Below are 18058 nucleotides of genomic sequence, written 5' to 3' on the forward strand. Positions count from 1 at the left end.
TGGGGCCACCTCGCCGGGATCCCTGGCAGGCCAAACCTGTTACCATAGTAGCTCCAACTTTGGCAAGGACTTCTTTGCCCGCTCCCCTAGCTTTTCAGCGGCTTGTCCCTTGAGGTTTCCATGGTGAATTCAGACTTCTCCTCCCTGCAGCCCCAGGACTACGGCCTGTTGACGGATCTCTACCAGTTCACAATGGCTGCCTGCTATGTGGGGGAGGGGCTGGAGAATCAGCCGGCGGCCTTTGAGCTGTTTGTGCGGCGCTTGCCTAGCGACTATGGCTACCTCATCGCCATGGGGCTGGCCCAAGCGGTGGAATACCTGCAGCAGTTGCACTTTCCGCCGCAAGCCTTGCAGGCGCTGCGGGAGACGGGCATTTTTGCCGAGGCACCGCAACGCTTCTGGGAGCTGCTGGCTAGCTGCCGCTTCGAGGGGGATGTGTGGGCAGTGCCGGAAGGAACGGCCGTTTTCGCCAACGAGCCGCTGCTGCGGGTAGAGGCTCCTCTGTGGCAGGCGCAACTGGTGGAAACCTACTTGCTGACCACCTTCAACTACCAAACCCTGATTGCCACCAAGGCGGCCCGCATGCGGGATGCTGCCGGGGATGAGGCCATTTTGTTGGAGTTCGGCACGCGGCGAGCCTTTAGCCCCCAGGCGGGCCTGTGGGCAGCGCGGGCAGCGCTGGCGGCGGGGTTCAACGCCACCTCCAACGTCTTGGCAGCTCTCAAGCTGGGGCGCAAGCCGGCAGGCACGATGGCCCATTCTCTGGTGATGGCCATTGCCGCCCTCTCCGGCGATGAGACCCGCGCTTTTCAAGCCTTCCGGCGCTACTTTCCCCAGGCGGTTCTGCTCATCGATACCTACGATCCCATCCAGGGAGCGCGCACAGCGGCCCAGCTCTTTGCAGCCACCCATCCGGATCAACTGGGATCCCAAGGCGAGATCGGCGGCGTGCGCATCGACTCCGGGGACCTGGAGGCCCTCTCCCACCAGGTCAAGGCCATCCTGCCCCAGGGGGCGCCGGTCTTTGTCAGCGGCGATTTGGACGAGTACGAGATCGAACGGCTGCACCGCTCCCAAGCCCCTATCAGCGGCTATGGAGTGGGGACGCGGCTGGTGACCGGCGAGGGCGTGAACGGAGTGTACAAATTGGTGGAGATTAACGGGATCCCAGTGGCCAAGGCCTCCTTTGCCAAAGCCACCCTGCCGGGGCGCAAGCAGATCTTCCGCGGTCCCACAGGGGACTTGCTCGGCCAGGCCGACGAGAGCCCGCCCCCTGGCTACCAGCCGCTGCTGCGCCCGATCCTGCGCAAGGGTGTGCTGTTGGAGCCCCTGCCGGATCTGGAGGCGATTGCCCGCACCAGCCGTGCCTCGGTCCTGCGCCTGCCCCAGGCAGTGCGGCAACTGCGCCAGCCGGCTCCCTGGCCTATGGCCCTGACCCCTGCCCTGCAGCAGGTTAAGGATCGTCACCTGGGCTCTTCCTAAGCAAGCAGAACCCCAGAGAAGGGGTTCCCGCTGCTCTATAATATTCTGGCTTTGGGGTTTCAGCTTTGCGAGTTTGTGCTTGGCAAGGCGCTGAAGTCCCCGCTCTGGCTGAAGTCTTACAAGTGCTTGTTTTCGCCTCCAGCTCTATGACCCAACGTGCCTTAATTACCGGCATCACCGGCCAGGATGGCTCTTACCTGGCCGAGCTGCTGTTGCAAAAAAACTATGAAGTCCACGGCATTGTCCGCCGCGCCAGCACCTTCAATACCGACCGCATCGACCACATCTATGTGGATGCCCACGATCCCAACGCCCGGCTGTTTCTCCACTATGGGGATCTCACCGATGGCACCACCCTGCGCAAGATCCTGGAACAGGTGCAGCCGACGGAGGTGTATAACCTGGGGGCCCAATCCCACGTGCGGGTCAGCTTTGAGGCGCCAGAATACACCGTCGATGCGGTGGCTATGGGCACCCTACGCCTCCTGGAGGCCATCCGCGACTACCAGCAGCGCACGGGGATCCGGGTGAAGTTTTACCAGGCGGGATCCTCGGAGATGTTCGGCCTGGTGCAGGAGATCCCGCAAAAGGAGACCACCCCCTTCTACCCCCGCAGCCCCTACGCCTGCGCCAAGGTGTACGCCTACTGGCAAACAGTCAACTACCGCGAAGCCTACAACCTCTTTGCCTGCAACGGCATTTTGTTCAACCACGAGAGCCCACGGCGAGGAGAAACCTTTGTTACCCGCAAGATCACCCGCGCCGTCAGCCGCATCGTGGCCGGCAAGCAGGACAAGCTCTACCTGGGCAACCTGGATGCCAAGCGGGACTGGGGCTACGCCAAGGACTACGTCGAGGGGATGTGGATGATGCTGCAACAACCCCAGCCGGACGACTACGTGCTGGCTACTGGCGAAACCCACAGCGTGCGGGAGTTTGCCGAACGCGCTTTTGCTTTGGTGGGCATGCCCATTACCTGGCGGGGATCCGGACTGGAAGAACAGGGACTCTACAAAGATCGCGTGCTGATCGAGATCGATCCCCGCTACTACCGCCCCACGGAGGTGGATCTGCTCTTGGGGGACGCCTCCAAGGCCAAGCGGGTACTGGGGTGGCAGCCCAAGGTGACCTTTGCCCAACTGGTGGAGCTGATGGTGCTGGCGGATCTGGAGGCCATCGGCTTGGATCCGGATCCCATCCTGGGGGAGCGGCGCACCCTCAACGGCCTGCTGAGCGAGGATCGCGCCTTCATCCGCACCCAACTGGGGGTTCGCTACGACTAATGGCACCGCTCCCCAAAGTCAGCTAAAAAACGGCTCTCACCCCTTGCTTAAAGGCCGGGCTAAGACCTTAATATAGGAGATCGCCAATTCTTTTGGCGCACGGCCAATGTTTTCGCCTGTGCTCTTCTGCTGAGTATCTTTGCCGATTTCGGAGAAACGCCCGCATGTCCCGCTACACAGGTCCCCGCCTCAAGATCATTCGTCGCTTCGGGGGACTTGATCTGCCCGGTTTGACGCGCAAGCGCCCCAAAAATACCAATCCACCTGGTATGCACGGGGCCGAGCGCAAGAAAAAATCCGAGTATGCCATCCGCCTAGAAGAGAAGCAGAAGGTGCGCCTCAACTACGGGGTGAGCGAGCGCCAGATGCTCCGCTACATGCGCAAGGCGCGGCGCTCCAAGGGATCCACCGGGCTAGCCTTGCTGCAGATGCTGGAGATGCGGCTGGATTGCATCGTCTTTCGCCTCGGCATGGCTCCAACCATTCCGGCGGCTCGGCAGTTGGTAAGCCATGGCCACATCGAAGTCAACGGCCGCAAAGTCACCATCCCCAGCTATGGCTGCAAAGTTGGGGATGTGATCACGGTAAGGAACAAGGAGTCTTCTCGCAAATTGGTGGCCGCCTACGCTGAGTATCCGGGGCTGTTCCTGCCCGATTACCTGGAATTTGACAAAGAGAAGCTGCGCGGGCGTATCAAAGAACTGCCTCCCCGAGAGCAGATCTGCGCACCAGTGAACGAGCTGCTGGTTGTCGAGTTCTATTCCCGTAAACTCTAGGCCTCTCTTTTGCCGTCATTGCGGATCGTGAGGAAACCTCAGGGGCTAAGCCCAGAGGGGGCGATTTTTCTCAGTTCGTCGCGTTTCTTCTGCTGGCGCCAGCGGTACTTGGCACCATGGCTATTTCGAAACGTTTCTCCACATCCTTATTACTACGCAACGCTGTCGCGAACGAGCTGCCCTAGCTCCCCTCTCCCAGAGGGAGAGGGGTTGGGGGTGAGGGAGAAAGAACCGAGCAGAGATCAAAGCCTGCCGACGGCCCGCTGCAGTTGTACCAGGGCGCGGTTGTAGGCGATTACAGCATTGGAGAGGTTGCCACGGACGGTGGTGAGGGCAGTTTCGGCGTTGATCACCTCTGTTTGCGTGCCCACCCCGGCCTGAAGGCGCAGCCGCGCCAGGCGCAGGCTCTCCTCTGCCGAGGCAATCGCTACCTTGGCTGAGTCGATCTGTTCGCGGCTGGAGCTGAGCGTGAGGAAAGCCTCTTCCACACTGCGCCGGATTTCGTTACGGCTGCCGATGAAATTGTTCACGGCCACCTGCCCGTCGATCTCGGCTTGGCGAGCCTGGGCGGCCGCCTTACCCCCGTCCAGCCAAGTCAAACTGAAATTGGCGCCGACCGAGTAGCCGATATCGAAGCTGTCGCGGCTGGCCTTGAAATCGTTAACCGCATCGAGGGTGGCGAACAAACCAATCTGGGGACCGTTGCTGGCTTGCGCCAGGCGCACACGAGCTTGGGCTTGTTCCAACTCTCGGCGTTGGCGCTCCAGCTCTTGCCTTTGGGCAAAAGCGGCAACAATAGTCTCTTCTAGGCTCAGGTCCCACTCTCCCACAGGCTCGATGGGATCCCTGGCCAGCACATCAGTGGGACTGGGAAAGTTCAGCAGCTCGGCCAGGCGGCGGCGGCTCAGTTGTTGGGTGTTTTGGGCCACCAGTAGGGTTTGTCGATTGTTGGCCAATTCGGTCTCCGCCTGGAGAATCTCGAAGCGGGTACCCACCCCAGCCCGCTCTCGGGCTTGGGCATCCCGCAGGGTGGCTTCAGAACTTGCAACGGCAGCCTGGCTGATGGCCACTCGGGCATCGGCGCTCTGCAGATCGTAGTAGGCGTTGGCCACAGCTTGTTTCACTGTCTGCAGGGTTTGCTCCAGTTGCAGTTGGGCGACGCGCAGAGCTTCTTGGGCCAGTCTTAGGTTTTGTTCTCTGATCCCGTTGTCGAAAGCGGTGTAGTCCACCCGCACCACGCTAGCTGAGAGAGTGTGAACTTCGCGGCTTGGCCTGCCACCAGGCGAGGGAGGTTCGCTGTATTGGTAACTGGCTCGAGTGGAGAGGGTGGGGGCAAAAGCTGCCTGCGCCAGGGCAACCCCAGCCTCAGCCCGTTCTACAGCCAGCCTTGCCTGCTGCACCGCTGGGTTTTGGGCAACAGCAATCTCCAGGGCTTCTTGTAAGGACAAGCCCTCCGTCCGCTCGATGCGCACCTCCAAAGGGGATTGAGGCACCACCAGTTCTTCGGCCCTAGCAGCCCCCTGCGAGACCGGGGCAGGAGTGGCAGGGCGGGCCTCGGGCGGGATCGACAGGGTGGGAGGCAGGTTGGGGGTGCGGATGGCTCGGCTATCTGGGAGAACCAAGGCGGCAGGATCAGGCGCTTTCGTTTCTTGGGCAAAGGCAGGCACAGCCCAGAGCAGGCTGAACAGGAGGCCGCAGGGGGCAAACCGGCTAAGGGACGACCGGGATCCCGCCGAGCTTGGCTGTCGTTGAGGACGTCGAAGCTGGCCCCTGGCTAGATGCTGCATCGCCATCGCGTTATCACTCTCAACATCACCTCTAGCAGTATCGCAAAGGAAGGGACGAAGATAAGACGGTTTTCCACAGGCTTGATTGCCGCTCTGTTTGGGCCGGTGGCAGGAAGCCGAACCTTCAGACAGCCCGCAGGAAAATCTTCTGCGCCATCAGGGCCCCTCTTTACCAGCCCCAACAGGTCTCGAGACACAAAAGGATAGCTTGGTAGCCCCGCACTTGAGTGCGCGCCGGAAAAGCCCGCTAGCGACTTTGGTCGCTTACCCATGATGGGGGTCGTTGATATAGTTTCATAGCTCAAACAACCTGTCCCTGACTTCTCCTACCAAGACCTCTTTCCTTACTCTTTGGCCAAAAAATGAGATGAACAACCGCTAGCCCCACACCATGGTTGTAGTGATTGTACCGTTGACTTTCCTCTCGCATTATCGCTTGCCCATGTCAGACTGCGGTTGTCATGCCGCTTGCCAACAATGATGGAGTACGGCTGTCAGCAGGTTCGAGTCAGGAACAGGAAGCTAGTCCCCCTATCAGAGTACTTGTGTCAACAGTCTAATAAGGTGTACAACTGTGCTTTGTACTATGCGAGACAAGTCTATTTCAAAACGAAGCGATGGGCAAGCTATGGTGAGCTTTGCGCTGAGATGGCGAGAACCCGCACTTCATCGCGATGTATGTTTCCGCCGTACAACAGACCTGTAAGTCTGTAGCTGGAGTGGGTCTATGCCAAGCCTGCCCAGCCCCAATCGCTGGATCCGAGAAAAGCTCTAGCAATTGACCACGGAGTCAACAACTGGCTTACGTGCGTTAGCAACTTAGGACATAGCTTCATCATTGGTGGCCGCAAAGTCAAGTCCTTTAACCAGGGGTACAACAAGGAGCTGGCTAGGCTCAAGACTCACAAGCTGCGGGGGTTTTGGTTGCAAAAGCTTCGTCGAATTACGGAAACCGGAGAATGCAATCCACAAAGCTGCGGGCAAGGTCATTGACTTCTGTTTGCACCACTCAATTGGGAGAATAGTCTTTGGTTGGAACAAAGAATGCGGTTTAGGGAAGGTCAATAACCAAAACTTTGTTTTCGTCCCAACAGGTCGGTTCAAGGAGCGTATTGCGCAATTATGTCGGCATTATGGCATGGAGTTTATTGAGGTAGAGGAAGCGTACAGCTCTCAGGCAAGCTTCCTAGATGGAGATGAGCTACCTAATTATGGTGAAAAACCCGACGGGTGGAGACCCTCTGGAAAGCGTGTCAAGCGGGGCCTGTACCAAACGGCAAAGGGGTGGTTGGTCAACGCTGAGGCGAATGCTGCCGCCAACCTGCTTAAGAAAGTCAGCAGAACCTTGGGGCTTTGCCTTCAGGAACTGTCTAGAGGCGCTTTGACAACGCCTTTGCGACGACCGTGTAAGAATCCCCCGCCTTCAGGCCGGGGAGGATGTCAATTGGTTAAGTCGTCAACCCAGGGATCCCATTGCCCCAAGGTGGTTGGCCAGCGCCCCCAGGCTGGCATAGACACCCTGGAGAGAGGCAAGGGCTTGATCCCAAAGGGTGTGGGTCAGCGACCACCTGTCCAACCCCATGGCACCGCACAACAGCAGCAAGTAGAGGTTGGCAAAGGTGAAGAGGGAGGCTGCCCGCTCCCGGCTGTGCGGCTCCTGGAGCAACTGCACCGCCTTCCAAATTAGAAGGGATCCCAGCAGGGTCGCCGCGCTCAAGTAAAAGGATCCCAGCACGTGCAAAGGGTAAACCAGCAGTAGACTGACCGGCACCAGCAACAGGGCGTAGAGAAGAATCTGGGCGGCAGTCGGCCTTTCTCCGGCCACCACCGGCAGCATCGGCACCCCGGCGCGGGCATAGTCTTCTCGCTTTAAAATCGCTAGGGCCCAGAAGTGGGGCGGGGTCCACAAAAAGATGAGGGCAAACATCACCCAAGCAGCCCAGCTCAGCTCGCCCGTAGCCGCTGCCCAGCCCACTAAAGGGGGGATCGCCCCCGCTGCTCCGCCGATGACGATGTTCTGGGGGCTGGAACGCTTCAGCCAGTGGGTATAGACCCCTACATACACCAGGATCCCCGCCATGGCCAAGCTGGCAGCCAGCAAATTGGTAAAACAGGCCAGCAAGCCAAAGGACATCACAGCCAGGATCCCGGCAAACCTCAGGGCATGGCGTGCCCGAATGCGGCCAGAAGGCAAAGGACGATGGCGGGTTCGCTCCATCATCCGATCAATATCGGCGTCGTACACCATGTTGATGACATTGGCTGCTGCCGCCGCCATCCCCCCCCCCAAGAGGGTGACGCCAAACTTGAAAGGATCCGTATTGCCCGCCATCCACATGGCTCCAGCCGTGGTCATCAGCAAGAGGGCGATGATCTTCGGCTTCACCAACTGGCTATAGCTGCGCAAAACCTGCGCAAGACTTTGGTGATGGCCAAAAGGGATCCCTGTCACCGTGTTCTGACAAGGATCTGGACGGTAGGTTTGAAGGATATCTGCCATGGAACTACTTGCCGTTGATTTCTGCGGCCGCGGCTACCCTCCGAGGGCTCCGGGGAGAGCTTCCTTCCTCCTGGCTTTCAAGGCTGTTGCTCGTACGCCAGGCCAGCACCGTAAAGCCCAGCAAGCACCCCAGCAAAGCTGCCCCAATCATCTGGTGGGCTACCGTCAAGGGCTCCACCTGCAGCCGGTAGCGATAGGTAAGAACGCCAACCCCTACTTGCGCCAGCAAAAGGCCCACCGAACCATGGCCCAGCAGCTTGAGAATCCGCGGGAGCTGCCGGCGTCGCCAACTTGTGGCCACCGCCACCACCAACACCGCCAGTGTGGCCGGAGCCACCCCCAGCAAGTGACCGTTCATCACCCCGCACAGCTCGCCAGCAGCTAAGCACTGGTGCAACGCCCATTGGGAAGCCACCAAAGCTCCGAGAAGGCTCTGGACGTACACCAGCAGCACTGCCCCCAAGCCGAGCCAGGGCAAGTAGCCAACAGAAGCTCTCCCCTCCTCCGAAGGAGCGACGCTTGGCAGGGCCAGCAATCCCAAGGTGAGCAGCGTGGCAAAAAACAGCAGGCCCGTGCCCAGGTGAGCCGTCACAATGTCAAAGCGCAACAGCTCCGTTACCGTCAGCCCGCCCAGGATCCCTTGGGCCACGACCAAGACAAAAGCCCAGCTCAGGCCCCAGGGCAGCCAAGCGGGCAAGGCCTTGCGCTTCAGCCAGGCAAACCCCGTTAGCAGCAGGGTGGCCAAGCCCACCCCAGCAGCCACCAGGCGGTGAAACCACTCCAGAAACACCTGCAGGTTCATCTGCTCAGTGGGGACAAGCTCTCCATAGCAGAGGGGCCAATCTGGACAGGATAAGCCAGCATTCATGACTCGAGTGGCACTGCCCAGTCCCATCAACAGCCAAGTGGCCGCTGCTAAACCCAGCAAGGCTTGCCCCATGCGCAGGGAAAGCTCCCTAGACGGCAAGGGATGAGCGTGAGATTGGGAAATCGAAGAGTCCATCGCCGTTGAAAAAGTTATTGCAAGTCAATCCAAGCTCGGAATAATCTGCATAAAAAATAATCGAGATCGATACTTAAGCTATCCATTTCAGTTAGCGAATTTAATTCAATAGGTCTTTGAGGTCTAACTGGCTCAGCATCTAGCTATAGGCAGACAAGGAGACTGACTCCCCTGTAACGGATCCTAAATGCAGACTTGCGGCTGGCGAAGGCTTTTTAAGAATTTCTTTGTGCTGAGCCACGCCTCCTCTGCATGCATCGTTCATCTTCCAGAAGCTCTGTCGATCCTGCCAATCAAGCCGCTCCCCTCTACCAATTCCCAGCGATGAAGATTCTGAAGAGATCCCTAAGCCTGGGCAATCCTCTCCAGCTCCCGTGACCTAAATGGATATGAAGGATGGGTGTGGCCCGCTTCGGCTCTGTTCGCAGAACAGATTTTGTCTAGGGCGGGCGTGCCTTGCATTTGCAGTGGGGAAGAGCAGTCGTGAGTGCGCTCAGTAACATCATTTTGGTGGGTATTGGGGTTCTGCTGACCCTGGCCAGCCTCTGGTATGGCCAGAATCACCATCTGCTTCCCGAAGCAGCGGCCAACTCGGCTCCTCTGTTCGATAGCCTCTTCAACAGCACGATCACCATCGCCACGGGGATCTTTTTGGTGGTGGAGGGGGTGCTTCTCTACTGTGCCATCCGTTACCGCAAGCGGCGGGGCGACCGTGGGGATGGGGATCCCAACCACGGCAACGTGCTGCTGGAGATCGTCTGGACAGCGGTGCCAGCAGTGATCATCCTCTGGCTGGGCCTGGCCAGCCTCGATGTCTATCAGGCGGTGTATGGGGGCGCCGATGTGGGCGGTCACATCCACACGGCCATGGCGATGGAGCCCTCCCAAGACTCAGCAGCAGGGGATCCGGACTATGCCTACACTCCCGCGCTGCTGCCCGGAAAGGAGATGGGCCAGCCGGAGCTGGTTGTCCAAGTTCAGGGCATGCAATATGCTTGGGTATTCACTTATCCGGAGTCGGGTTTGGTGGCTGGCGAGCTGCACCTTCCTCTTAACAAGCGGGTGCGCCTTAATATGACGGCTCTGGATGTCAACCACGCCTTCTGGGTGCCGCAATTTCGCCTCAAGCAAGATCTCATTCCGGGCCGAGAAACCCACTTGGAGTTTGTGCCCACGCAGTTGGGAACTTACCCCATCGTCTGCGCCGAGTTGTGTGGCCCTTACCATGGGGTGATGGCCGGGCAACTAATTGTGGAGACGCCGGAAGAGTTCGAGCGCTGGCAGCAGGAGCAAGTTTTGGCCGCCGGTGGAGAGGGTGGCGCCCTTGCCCTGGCGGCGGACTCGCCGTCACTGCCTCTCCAGCACGGGCATCGTCTGGAATTTTCTCCGTCGGAGTCTGCCTTTGTCCAAGTTCACCGGCAACGTTTGGGCCTCTCGCCGGCTGAGCTGGCCTCTCTCCAACTCCCCCTTGACGCACATTCTGGTGACGCCAGTAGGAGCTTCTTGCCATGACCCAGCTACAGGACAATCCCACCCTTGCCGCTGCCCCCAAAGCCAGCCTGGATCCTCCCGCCGAGCCTTGGTGGCGCTTTTTTACCTTCTCCACCGATCACAAGGTCATTGGGATCCAGTATTTGGTGACCACCTTTTTCTTCTACTTGGTGGGGGGAGCGCTGGCCACAGCGGTACGGGCGGAGCTGGCTACCCCAAAGGCGGACTTTCTCGGCTTTGAGCGCTACAACGGGGCCTTTACCCTGCACGCCACGATCATGATCTTTTTGTGGATCGTGCCGGCTTTGGTGGGGGGCTTCGGCAATTACCTCGTGCCGCTGATGATTGGGGCACGGGACATGGCCTTTCCCAAGCTCAATGCAGTGGCCTTTTGGCTGGTTCCGCCTACTGGGATCTTGCTCTTGGCTAGCCTGTTCATAGAGGCTCCGGCTGCTGGCTGGACTTCCTACCCGCCCCTGAGTTTAGTTAGCGGCAAGGTGGGGGAAGAGCTCTGGATCCTGAGTATCTTGCTGGCGGGGACGTCTTCAATCCTAGGCGCAGTTAACTTCATCACCACCATCCTGAAAATGCGCATGCCCGGCATGAGGATGCAGGACATGCCGCTGTTTTGCTGGGCCATGCTAGCAGCGTCTGTTCTCACCCTCATTGCAACACCAGTTTTGGCCGGCGCGTTGATCTTGCTGAGTTTTGACCTGTTGGCGGGCACGTCCTTTTTTAACCCCAGCGGTGGCGGGGATCCGGTGGTGTACCAGCACATGTTCTGGTTTTACTCCCACCCGGCGGTTTACATCATGATCTTGCCGGTCTTCGGCATCATCTCCGAGATTTTGCCGGTGCATGCCCGCAAGCCCATCTTTGCCTACAAGGCCATCGCCTATTCCAGCTTGGCTATTTGCTTTTTGGGGTTGATCGTCTGGGCGCACCACATGTTTACCAGCGGCACGCCAGACTGGATGCGAGTGTTCTTCATGATTGCCACTATGTCCGTTGCTGTTCCCACGGGGATCAAGGTGTTTAGTTGGCTAGCTACTTTGTGGGGCGGCAAAATCCACTTCCGGTCGGCCATGCTGTTTGGCCTTGGCTTTATCTCGATGTTTGTCATCGGGGGGTTGAGCGGCATTATCCTCGCTTCAGTGCCCCTGGATATTCACGTCCACGACACCTACTTTGTGGTGGCCCACCTACACTACGTGTTGTTTGGCGGCAGCGTCTTTGGCATCTATGCCGGCCTCTACCACTGGTTCCCCAAGATGACCGGGCGGCTGCTGAACGAGTTCTGGGGGCGGGTGCATTTTGTGTTGACCTTTGTCGGCTTCAACATGTGCTTTTTGCCGATGCACAAGCTGGGCCTGATGGGCATGCCCCGCCGCGTGGCCCAGTACGACCCGCAATTTGCCGACCTCAACTGGATTAGCTCCGTGGGGGCTTTTGTTCTAGCCATTTCCACGCTGCCCTTCTTGGTGAACGCCATCTACTCCTGGGTGGCCGGGCCCAAGGCCGGCGACAACCCCTGGCAGGCTCTAACCCTGGAGTGGGCGACTTCTTCCCCGCCGCCTGCCCACAACTTCTACGGGGATCCCATTCTGCTGACCGGCCCCTACGACTACGGCCTGCACAGCAAGGAGACTTTGGATTACTTTGCCGCCCAGTTGCAGAGCTTGCGGGAGCTGGCGTTGGCGGAAGCAGAGCCTACGACTTCTTCTTAGCAGGGGGTCTCCATCTTCTACTCACCGGGCATTCCAGTCTTGATCCCGGCTGGGCTGGCCACACGGTCTCAGGAATTCTAAGGTTCGATTGGTTTATTTTTTGAGTGGAGAAGAATATGCAAGGATCCCTTGCTGCTGATGCCTTGATAGCCGGCCACACTCAGGCCCACACCGCTCACGCTGAGCACCCAGATCATCGCATTTTTGGTCTGCTGATGTTCTTGGTGGCGGAAGGCTGCTTATTCTTGGGCCTGTTCATGGCCTACTTGGCTTACAGCCTCACGGCCCCCGTCTGGCCGCCGGAAGGGACGCCGGAGCGGGAATTGCTCTTGCCTGGGATCAACACGGCGATTTTGCTCGCCAGCAGCTTGGTTATCCACCAGGCCAAGCCCGCCATCCAGGCCAATAACGTCAAGGGGCTACGGCTGTGGTTTGCCCTCACTGCCCTGATGGGTGCGATTTTCTTGGCCGGGCAGCTCTACGAGTACAGCCACCTGGAGTTTGGCCTTACCACCAACTTGTTTGCCAGCACCTTCTATGTCTTGACCGGGTTTCACGGGCTACATGTGGCGGCGGGGCTGCTGTTTATTTTGGCGGTGCTTTGGCGATCCCTGAAGCCGGGTCACTACAGCGCCCAACACTACTTTGGCGTCGAGGCTGCTGAGATCTACTGGCACTTTGTGGATGGGGTTTGGATTGTGCTGTTTATCCTGCTCTACCTACTCTGAGTTCCGAAGAGGGATCCTCCCTGGTGAAGGATCTGATCCCGGTGGGTAGGCTGCCCGTTGCTAGAACTGTCCCTGAACGAAAAGGCTCAGGATTTCTGGAGAATGGCCACAATCTGGATCAGAGCCTCTTGAAACACTTCTCGCTCCGGTTGACCTTGCTTGAGCTGATACTCCAGTTGTAAAAGTTGCTGCATCACCTGCAGCAGCGCCGAGCTTTTTAGGGATCCCACCTCTTTTTGGAGAAAATAAACCCGGTTGGGATTGGCAATCTCTGCTTTTTGGGCGATGACTTTGGGATCCCGTTCTCCCTCCTCCAGCAATAGCTTTACCCACAGCCAGGTGCGAAATTGCCCCACCAACACCGCCAGGATCTTCAGGGCCGGCTCGTTGTGATCCAAAAGATGGGCCAGGATGCGCAGGGCCTGATCCAAGTTGCCCTGGCGCAGGGAGGCGGCCAGTTGAAAGCTGTTGTAGGCGCTGGCGGGCACCAAAGCCTCGATTTGCTCAGGGGAGATGGGATCCCGTTGGTTGACCGTAAACAAAGCCAGCTTTTCTAGTTCCATCGCCAAGCGGCGGGAGTCGTTGCCCACGGCTTCCGCCAACTTCTGGGCTGCCTCTGGGCTGAGCTTGAGATCCCGCTGCCGGGCCTCGCTGTATACCTGCCTCAGGATACCCTCTTCATCCCAGGGGGCCAGTTGGGGAAACTCGCGGGCAAGGGCCACTTGCTTGAGGAGCTTGGTGGATTTGAGCCGTCCATCGGGCTTGTTGCGGGTGGTCAACAACAAATGGGTGGTGAGGGGTAAAGAGGCTAACGTCCGCTCCAGTTCCCTTACCCACTCTTCCGGACAATCCTGGGTGAGCGTCGTCTCTTCCAGCCAAACCAGGCGAGCGTTGGATCCCAGGGGCGGGGTCATGGCCAGGTTAAGTCCGGCCAGTGTGGACTCCGGCGGCAGGCGATCGTAGTTAAAAGCGGCCCAGTCGGGATCCAGCACTTGCTCCCGCAACTGGTGCACCGCCTGCATCAGCCGATAGGTGTCATCTCCCCAGTAAAGGTAGACAGGCATACTCCCCCAAGTCCCCTCAGCTTGGTCTCCAGCTTTTTTCCGTAGTTTCTCTAGGCGTTATTTTGCTTACGTTAATCAGCGGCAGGTTCCGGGTCTTTATCCGGGATCTTCCGGAGAAAGCCTGGCCAAGTTTCAGCTTCTTTTCTCTCTAAAAAAACGCCAGCTTTGCATGATCTAGCTTGGCAAATTCTGTATTCCCACTGAAGAACTATCATCAATCTTCTCCTAAGCTGGCCTTAGAGACGGGGTTGGAGGGAGGGCTGCAAGCGTATGGACACCATTGGCGAACTGGAGTTCAAGGTGCAGGTTTTAGCCCGCTGCCTGGGATCTGCTCTGGGTTTAGGCCGGCCTATTCGTGTGCAAATTCATTATTGTAATCCCCAAGTCTTCAATGCAGGCCAGTTGGGAGCAGGGGTTTCCCCTTTCAACTCTGAAGAGGTTGGGAAATCCCAGCCCCACCCGCTAGCCTCGTTTGCCTAAAGGGCGCTTCGAGGTCGGCGAGGCAGCTAACTCTAGCAATGAGTCTGCGAGTTCTAGAAGGGGGATCCCGCTTGCCTTCCCGCCCTTGCCCCTGTTCGCTGGGGAGATAAACTCGGAAGATAGGCCTGAAGCACAAGTGCCCAGGGCGCTGGAAGGAGCCATGGAACGAGCAACGCGACTGTGGCGCGGCCTGCTGCTGCGGGATTTTCCTATCGAGTCCTGGTGGCAGGGCAGCCTTTTAAGCCGAGTGTCGGGATCCCTGCGGAGTTGGGGCAAAAGCAGCCTACTGGTGCAAACCTCTGACTGGATCGGTTTGGGCCTGGTGCTGCTGTATTGGGTCTTTTCGGCGCAAAGCTCCACCGGCATCCTAGGTCTGATTTTGCTGGCCATGGCGGCGCTTGTGGTCTTGGGCTGGCTGGTGGAAACCCCAACTTGGCTGCCCGTCCATCTGCCCCTAGGCCTGTTTTGGGGAATTGCCACCCTGGCCACGATCCTTTCGCCGGTTCCCTATGCAGCGCGGGAGGGCTGGCTGAAGTTGACGCTCTACCTGGCCGGCTATCTGCTGCTGCAGCGTCTGCTTCGCCAACTGCAGTTTCGGGATTGGATCGTCGGATCCCTGCTTTTGGTCAGCTTGGCGATGGGGATCCATGGCCTGCGGCAATACTTATATGGGGCAGCGGAACTGGCCACCTGGGTGGATCCGGAGTCGGGTTTGGCGGGTCTGACGCGGGTGTACAGCTATCTGCGCAATCCAAATCTGTATGGGGGCTACTTGATCCCGGTCATTCCTCTGGGGCTGGCCGCCACTTGGATTTGGCCCAGTTGGGGGGCGAAACTCCTGGCCGGGTTTACGACGGCGGTGAACCTGATTTGCCTGTTGCTCACCTACAGTCGTGGCGCCTGGATTGGGGGGCTGGCCACGCTCACCCTGATGGCCGTGCTGTTGGCACAGTGGCATTCTGTCGATTTGCCAGCCCGCTGGCGGCGTTGGTCCTTGCCGGCCCTGTTGGGCGGAGGGGGGGCTGCTCTGTTGCTCGGGATCCTGACGGTACGCTCCCTGCGGCTGCGGGTGCAGAGCATTTTTTGGGGGCGGTTGGATACCAGCAACAACTTTCGCCTCAATGTCTGGGCGGCGGTGCTGGAGATGATCCGCGACTTTCCCATCTTGGGGATCGGCCCCGGTAATGTCGCCTTTAACCGCGTCTACCCCCTTTACCAACGAGGCAACTTCAGCGCCCTCGGAGCCTATTCGGTGCCGCTGCAGCTCACCGTGGAGACTGGCTTCATCGGATCTTTAACTTTCGCCTGGTTCCTCTTGGTGCTCTGGGATCACGGCTGGAGATGCTGGAAAACTTTGCTCAACTTGCGGGATCCCCAGGGTCTGTGGGTGGCAGCGGGCTTGGCCGCTTGCACCGGCATGATGGTCCACGGCTTGGTGGATACCATCTGGTATCGTCCACAGGTACAAATGCTGTGGTGGCTTGCGGTAGCGCTCATTACAGCCAGCTTGGCCTCTCTCAGCCCTCAGCCGCCCGTGGATGTTGGTGAGACCCCATCGGAGGCTTCCTCCCGTTAGGGTAGCTTAAGCTTGACCTTCCAGTCTTGACGGGAGCCAACCCAGAGTGGTAAGCATCTTCAGTAGGAGATAAAAAATGTATCCGTTTTTACAATTCACAGGTGTTGGTAGTGTTAGAAATTAGCGGAACTGTTCAGGGTGGAGGAGGCAGATGAAAAAAATCGAGGCGGTGATCCGGCCATTCAAGTTGGATGAGGTCAAAATTGCTTTGGTCAATGCCGGGATTGTCGGCATGACCGTAAGTGAAGTACGGGGTTTTGGCCGGCAAAAGGGACAAACCGAGCGTTACCGGGGATCCGAGTACACGGTAGAGTTCCTACAAAAGCTGAAAGTGGAGATCGTGGTCGAAGATGACCTGGTGGATACGGTGGTGGAGAAGCTGATTGCAGCGGCTCGCACCGGCGAAATTGGGGACGGCAAGATTTTCATCAGCCCCGTCGAAAAAACCATCCGCATCCGCACTGGCGAACTCAACCAAGATGCCCTGTAAGGAGGGATCTTTGGGGTTTGGGCTACCCGTCTTGAGCCTTGTGGGGGTTTGCTGCATGTCTCTTTTGCTGTATCTCTGATGAGGTGTTCTTGCCCCACTTTCCGGGTAACGTCTTTTGAGAAGTACTGTCCCTTTAGGTGAGTCGAAAAGCATGAGTACAACAATGATCCAAAAGCTCAAGAGCCAGGTGCCCCAGTGGCTCTGGCGACCGGCCAGGTGGAGTCTGACTGCTGCTCTAATGGCTGCGCTGGTCTTTCTATTCGGCCAGGGAACTGCCTTTGCTCAAGAGGCCGAGGAAGTTCAGAAACACGCTGACGTTGTTTGGACGATCGTGTCGGCGGCCTTGGTGTTCTTCATGCAGGCAGGGTTCGCCATGGTGGAGACGGGCTTTACCCGCGCCAAGAATGCCGCCAACATCATGATGAAGAACTTGATGGACTTCTGCATGGGCTGTTGCGCCTTCTGGTTCATCGGGTTTGGCCTCATGTTCGGCAAAAGTGCTGGCTTCTTCGGCACTGACTGGTTTGCTTTTGGCTGGCAGCAGGCTTACGAGGCAGATGGCTGGCCCTTTACTTTCTTTGTCTTCCAGATGGTGTTTGCCGCTACCGCCGCCACCATTGTTTCCGGAGCGATGGCAGAGCGCACTAAGTTCTTGGCCTACTTGATCTACTCCATCGTTATTTCTGGGCTAATCTACCCCATCTCTGGGGGTTGGGCCTGGAACGGGCTGTTCGGCGACTACAACGGCGGCACAGCCGGCTGGCTGGAAAATCTGGGCTACATTGATTTCGCTGGATCGGGGGTGGTGCATTTGGTAGGGGGCGCTGCGGCCTTGGCAGGTGCGATCGCGCTTGGCCCTCGCATTGGCAAGTACGGCCCTAATGGAGAGCCGCGGGCGATCCCTGGCCACAACCTGCCGCTGGGGATGTTGGGGGTGTTTATCCTCGCCTTGGGCTGGATCGGGTTTAATGCCGGTTCCACCACTGCAGCCTCTGTCGATATTGGCTGGATTGCCATGAATACGCTGCTGGCAGCTTCGGCTGGAGCAATTGGGGCGATGTTCACCTCTTGGGTTCATTTTGGCAAGCCGGATATGACCTTTGTCGCCAACGGGGTGCTGGCGGGCTTGGTGGGCATCACTGCCCCTTGCAATACAGTTCATCCGCTGGGGGCCTTGATCATTGGCTCGGTGGCCGGAATCCTCGTGGTGCTCTCCGCGGTGATTTTGGATACGGCGCTGAAAATTGATGACCCAGTGGGCGCGGTTTCCGTGCATGGCACCTGTGGTATCTGGGGGGTGTTGGCAGCAGGGATCCCTTGGTTTGCTCACGCCAATTCAGAGGTTACCTGGGCACAGTTCGGCGTGCAGGTGGTAGGCGCTCTCGCTCTCTTCTTCTGGCCCTTCATCACCTGTCTAATCCTGTTTTTAATCCTCAAGGTAACTGTTGGCTTGCGCGTCAGCGCCGAGGAAGAGATTGCCGGTTTGGATGTGGGCGAGCACGGCAACATAGCCTACCCTGACTTCGTTACTGCTGCCACCGAGGTGGAGGGAGCTTGAGCTGTTGCGCTCGGTTCGACGGGAGGCTGTCGGATCTGAGCGACACGGGACTGAAAATCAAGAGAGGGGGTCAGGTCTGGCCCTCTCTTTTGTGGCTTGTTGACCTCAAGCAG

At 58.5% G+C, this 18058-nt stretch carries 14 protein-coding genes and 1 pseudogene; 10 read left to right on the forward strand and 5 right to left on the reverse strand.

What is annotated here, in order from left to right; translation table 11 throughout:
• Positions 1–120: 120 nt before the first annotated feature.
• The 3 genes from ACVW0R_RS00115 (at position 121) to rpsD (ending at position 3541) form a co-directional block, all read left to right on the forward strand.
• Complete coding sequence (locus ACVW0R_RS00115; protein WP_011430364.1) at positions 121–1482, forward strand: nicotinate phosphoribosyltransferase; 1362 nt, start codon at positions 121–123, stop codon at positions 1480–1482.
• Positions 1483–1628: 146 nt separating this feature from the next.
• The gene (gene gmd, locus ACVW0R_RS00120; protein WP_011430363.1) at positions 1629–2765 is read left to right on the forward strand and encodes a GDP-mannose 4,6-dehydratase; all 1137 of its coding nucleotides are present in this window, start codon (positions 1629–1631) and stop codon (positions 2763–2765) included.
• 164 nt (positions 2766–2929) lie between these two features.
• A complete protein-coding gene (gene rpsD / locus ACVW0R_RS00125) occupies positions 2930–3541 on the forward strand; it encodes a 30S ribosomal protein S4 (RefSeq protein ID WP_011430362.1) in 612 nt (203 codons plus the stop codon).
• A 242-nt stretch (positions 3542–3783) separates the two neighbouring features.
• Here the strand turns inward: rpsD and ACVW0R_RS00130 are convergent, their stop codons facing one another.
• Positions 3784–5334 carry a TolC family protein gene (locus ACVW0R_RS00130; protein WP_099812091.1) on the reverse strand — a complete coding sequence of 517 codons (1551 nt, stop codon included), beginning with the start codon at positions 5332–5334 and terminating at the stop codon, positions 3784–3786.
• Positions 5335–5625: 291 nt separating this feature from the next.
• Positions 5626–5758 (reverse strand): annotated as a pseudogene (locus tag ACVW0R_RS00135) (IS200/IS605 family transposase); the annotation flags it as partial.
• A gap of 347 nt (positions 5759–6105) precedes the next feature.
• Here ACVW0R_RS00135 and ACVW0R_RS00140 point away from each other — a divergent pair.
• Positions 6106–6321, forward strand: coding sequence for a transposase (locus ACVW0R_RS00140; protein ID WP_240527396.1), 216 nt, complete (start codon positions 6106–6108; stop codon positions 6319–6321).
• Positions 6322–6784: 463 nt separating this feature from the next.
• On the opposite strand, the gene ACVW0R_RS00145 is transcribed toward ACVW0R_RS00140, so the two are convergent.
• Both ACVW0R_RS00145 and ACVW0R_RS00150 read right to left on the reverse strand, forming a co-directional pair.
• The gene (locus ACVW0R_RS00145; RefSeq protein WP_099813179.1) at positions 6785–7780 is read right to left on the reverse strand and encodes a heme o synthase; all 996 of its coding nucleotides are present in this window, start codon (positions 7778–7780) and stop codon (positions 6785–6787) included.
• Between the two features lie 52 nt (positions 7781–7832).
• On the reverse strand, positions 7833–8768 hold the full coding sequence (locus tag ACVW0R_RS00150) for a COX15/CtaA family protein (RefSeq protein WP_011430359.1): 936 nt from the start codon (positions 8766–8768) through the stop codon (positions 7833–7835).
• 546 nt (positions 8769–9314) lie between these two features.
• Between ACVW0R_RS00150 and ACVW0R_RS00155 the strand changes: the two genes are divergently transcribed.
• The 3 genes from ACVW0R_RS00155 to ACVW0R_RS00165 all read left to right on the forward strand — a co-directional run bounded on the left by ACVW0R_RS00155 (position 9315) and on the right by ACVW0R_RS00165 (position 12777).
• Entirely contained in the window at positions 9315–10343 is a 1029-nt protein-coding gene (locus tag ACVW0R_RS00155) for a cytochrome c oxidase subunit II (protein WP_011430358.1), read from the forward strand.
• Entirely contained in the window at positions 10340–12049 is a 1710-nt protein-coding gene (gene ctaD, locus ACVW0R_RS00160) for a cytochrome c oxidase subunit I (RefSeq protein ID WP_457501442.1), read from the forward strand. Before ACVW0R_RS00155 ends, ctaD begins: the two co-directional genes overlap by 4 nt.
• 116 nt (positions 12050–12165) lie before the next feature.
• Positions 12166–12777: a cytochrome c oxidase subunit 3 gene (locus ACVW0R_RS00165; protein WP_011430356.1), complete on the forward strand. Its 612-nt coding sequence runs from the start codon at positions 12166–12168 to the stop codon at positions 12775–12777.
• An 86-nt stretch (positions 12778–12863) separates the two neighbouring features.
• On the opposite strand, the gene holA is transcribed toward ACVW0R_RS00165, so the two are convergent.
• Positions 12864–13841 carry a DNA polymerase III subunit delta gene (gene holA, locus ACVW0R_RS00170; protein WP_457501443.1) on the reverse strand — a complete coding sequence of 326 codons (978 nt, stop codon included), beginning with the start codon at positions 13839–13841 and terminating at the stop codon, positions 12864–12866.
• Between the two features lie 640 nt (positions 13842–14481).
• Here holA and ACVW0R_RS00175 point away from each other — a divergent pair.
• The 3 genes from ACVW0R_RS00175 (at position 14482) to ACVW0R_RS00185 (ending at position 17945) form a co-directional block, all read left to right on the forward strand.
• On the forward strand, positions 14482–15897 hold the full coding sequence (locus ACVW0R_RS00175) for an IctB family putative bicarbonate transporter (protein WP_457501444.1): 1416 nt from the start codon (positions 14482–14484) through the stop codon (positions 15895–15897).
• Between the two features lie 151 nt (positions 15898–16048).
• Positions 16049–16387 (forward strand): P-II family nitrogen regulator, encoded by a 339-nt coding sequence (locus ACVW0R_RS00180; RefSeq protein ID WP_011430352.1) that lies wholly within the window; start codon positions 16049–16051, stop codon positions 16385–16387.
• A 151-nt stretch (positions 16388–16538) separates the two neighbouring features.
• Positions 16539–17945 carry an ammonium transporter gene (locus tag ACVW0R_RS00185; protein WP_414388587.1) on the forward strand — a complete coding sequence of 469 codons (1407 nt, stop codon included), beginning with the start codon at positions 16539–16541 and terminating at the stop codon, positions 17943–17945.
• The last annotated feature ends 113 nt before the right edge of the window (positions 17946–18058 follow it).

The organism is Thermostichus sp. MS-CIW-15, assembly GCF_054060575.1.

Bases quoted from the DNA above. Each gene is read 5' to 3' on its own strand.
- ACVW0R_RS00115 (WP_011430364.1), top strand. From the start codon at position 121: ATGGTGAATTCAGACTTCTCCTCCCTGCAGCCCCAGGACTACGGCCTG.
- gmd (WP_011430363.1), top strand. From the start codon at position 1,629: ATGACCCAACGTGCCTTAATTACCGGCATCACCGGCCAGGATGGCTCT.
- rpsD (WP_011430362.1), top strand. From the start codon at position 2,930: ATGTCCCGCTACACAGGTCCCCGCCTCAAGATCATTCGTCGCTTCGGG.
- ACVW0R_RS00130 (WP_099812091.1), bottom strand. From the start codon at position 5,334: ATGGCGATGCAGCATCTAGCCAGGGGCCAGCTTCGACGTCCTCAACGA.
- ACVW0R_RS00150 (WP_011430359.1), bottom strand. From the start codon at position 8,768: ATGGGGCAAGCCTTGCTGGGTTTAGCAGCGGCCACTTGGCTGTTGATG.
- ctaD (WP_457501442.1), top strand. From the start codon at position 10,340: ATGACCCAGCTACAGGACAATCCCACCCTTGCCGCTGCCCCCAAAGCC.
- ACVW0R_RS00165 (WP_011430356.1), top strand. From the start codon at position 12,166: ATGCAAGGATCCCTTGCTGCTGATGCCTTGATAGCCGGCCACACTCAG.
- holA (WP_457501443.1), bottom strand. From the start codon at position 13,841: ATGCCTGTCTACCTTTACTGGGGAGATGACACCTATCGGCTGATGCAG.
- ACVW0R_RS00175 (WP_457501444.1), top strand. From the start codon at position 14,482: ATGGAACGAGCAACGCGACTGTGGCGCGGCCTGCTGCTGCGGGATTTT.
- ACVW0R_RS00180 (WP_011430352.1), top strand. From the start codon at position 16,049: ATGAAAAAAATCGAGGCGGTGATCCGGCCATTCAAGTTGGATGAGGTC.
- ACVW0R_RS00185 (WP_414388587.1), top strand. From the start codon at position 16,539: ATGAGTACAACAATGATCCAAAAGCTCAAGAGCCAGGTGCCCCAGTGG.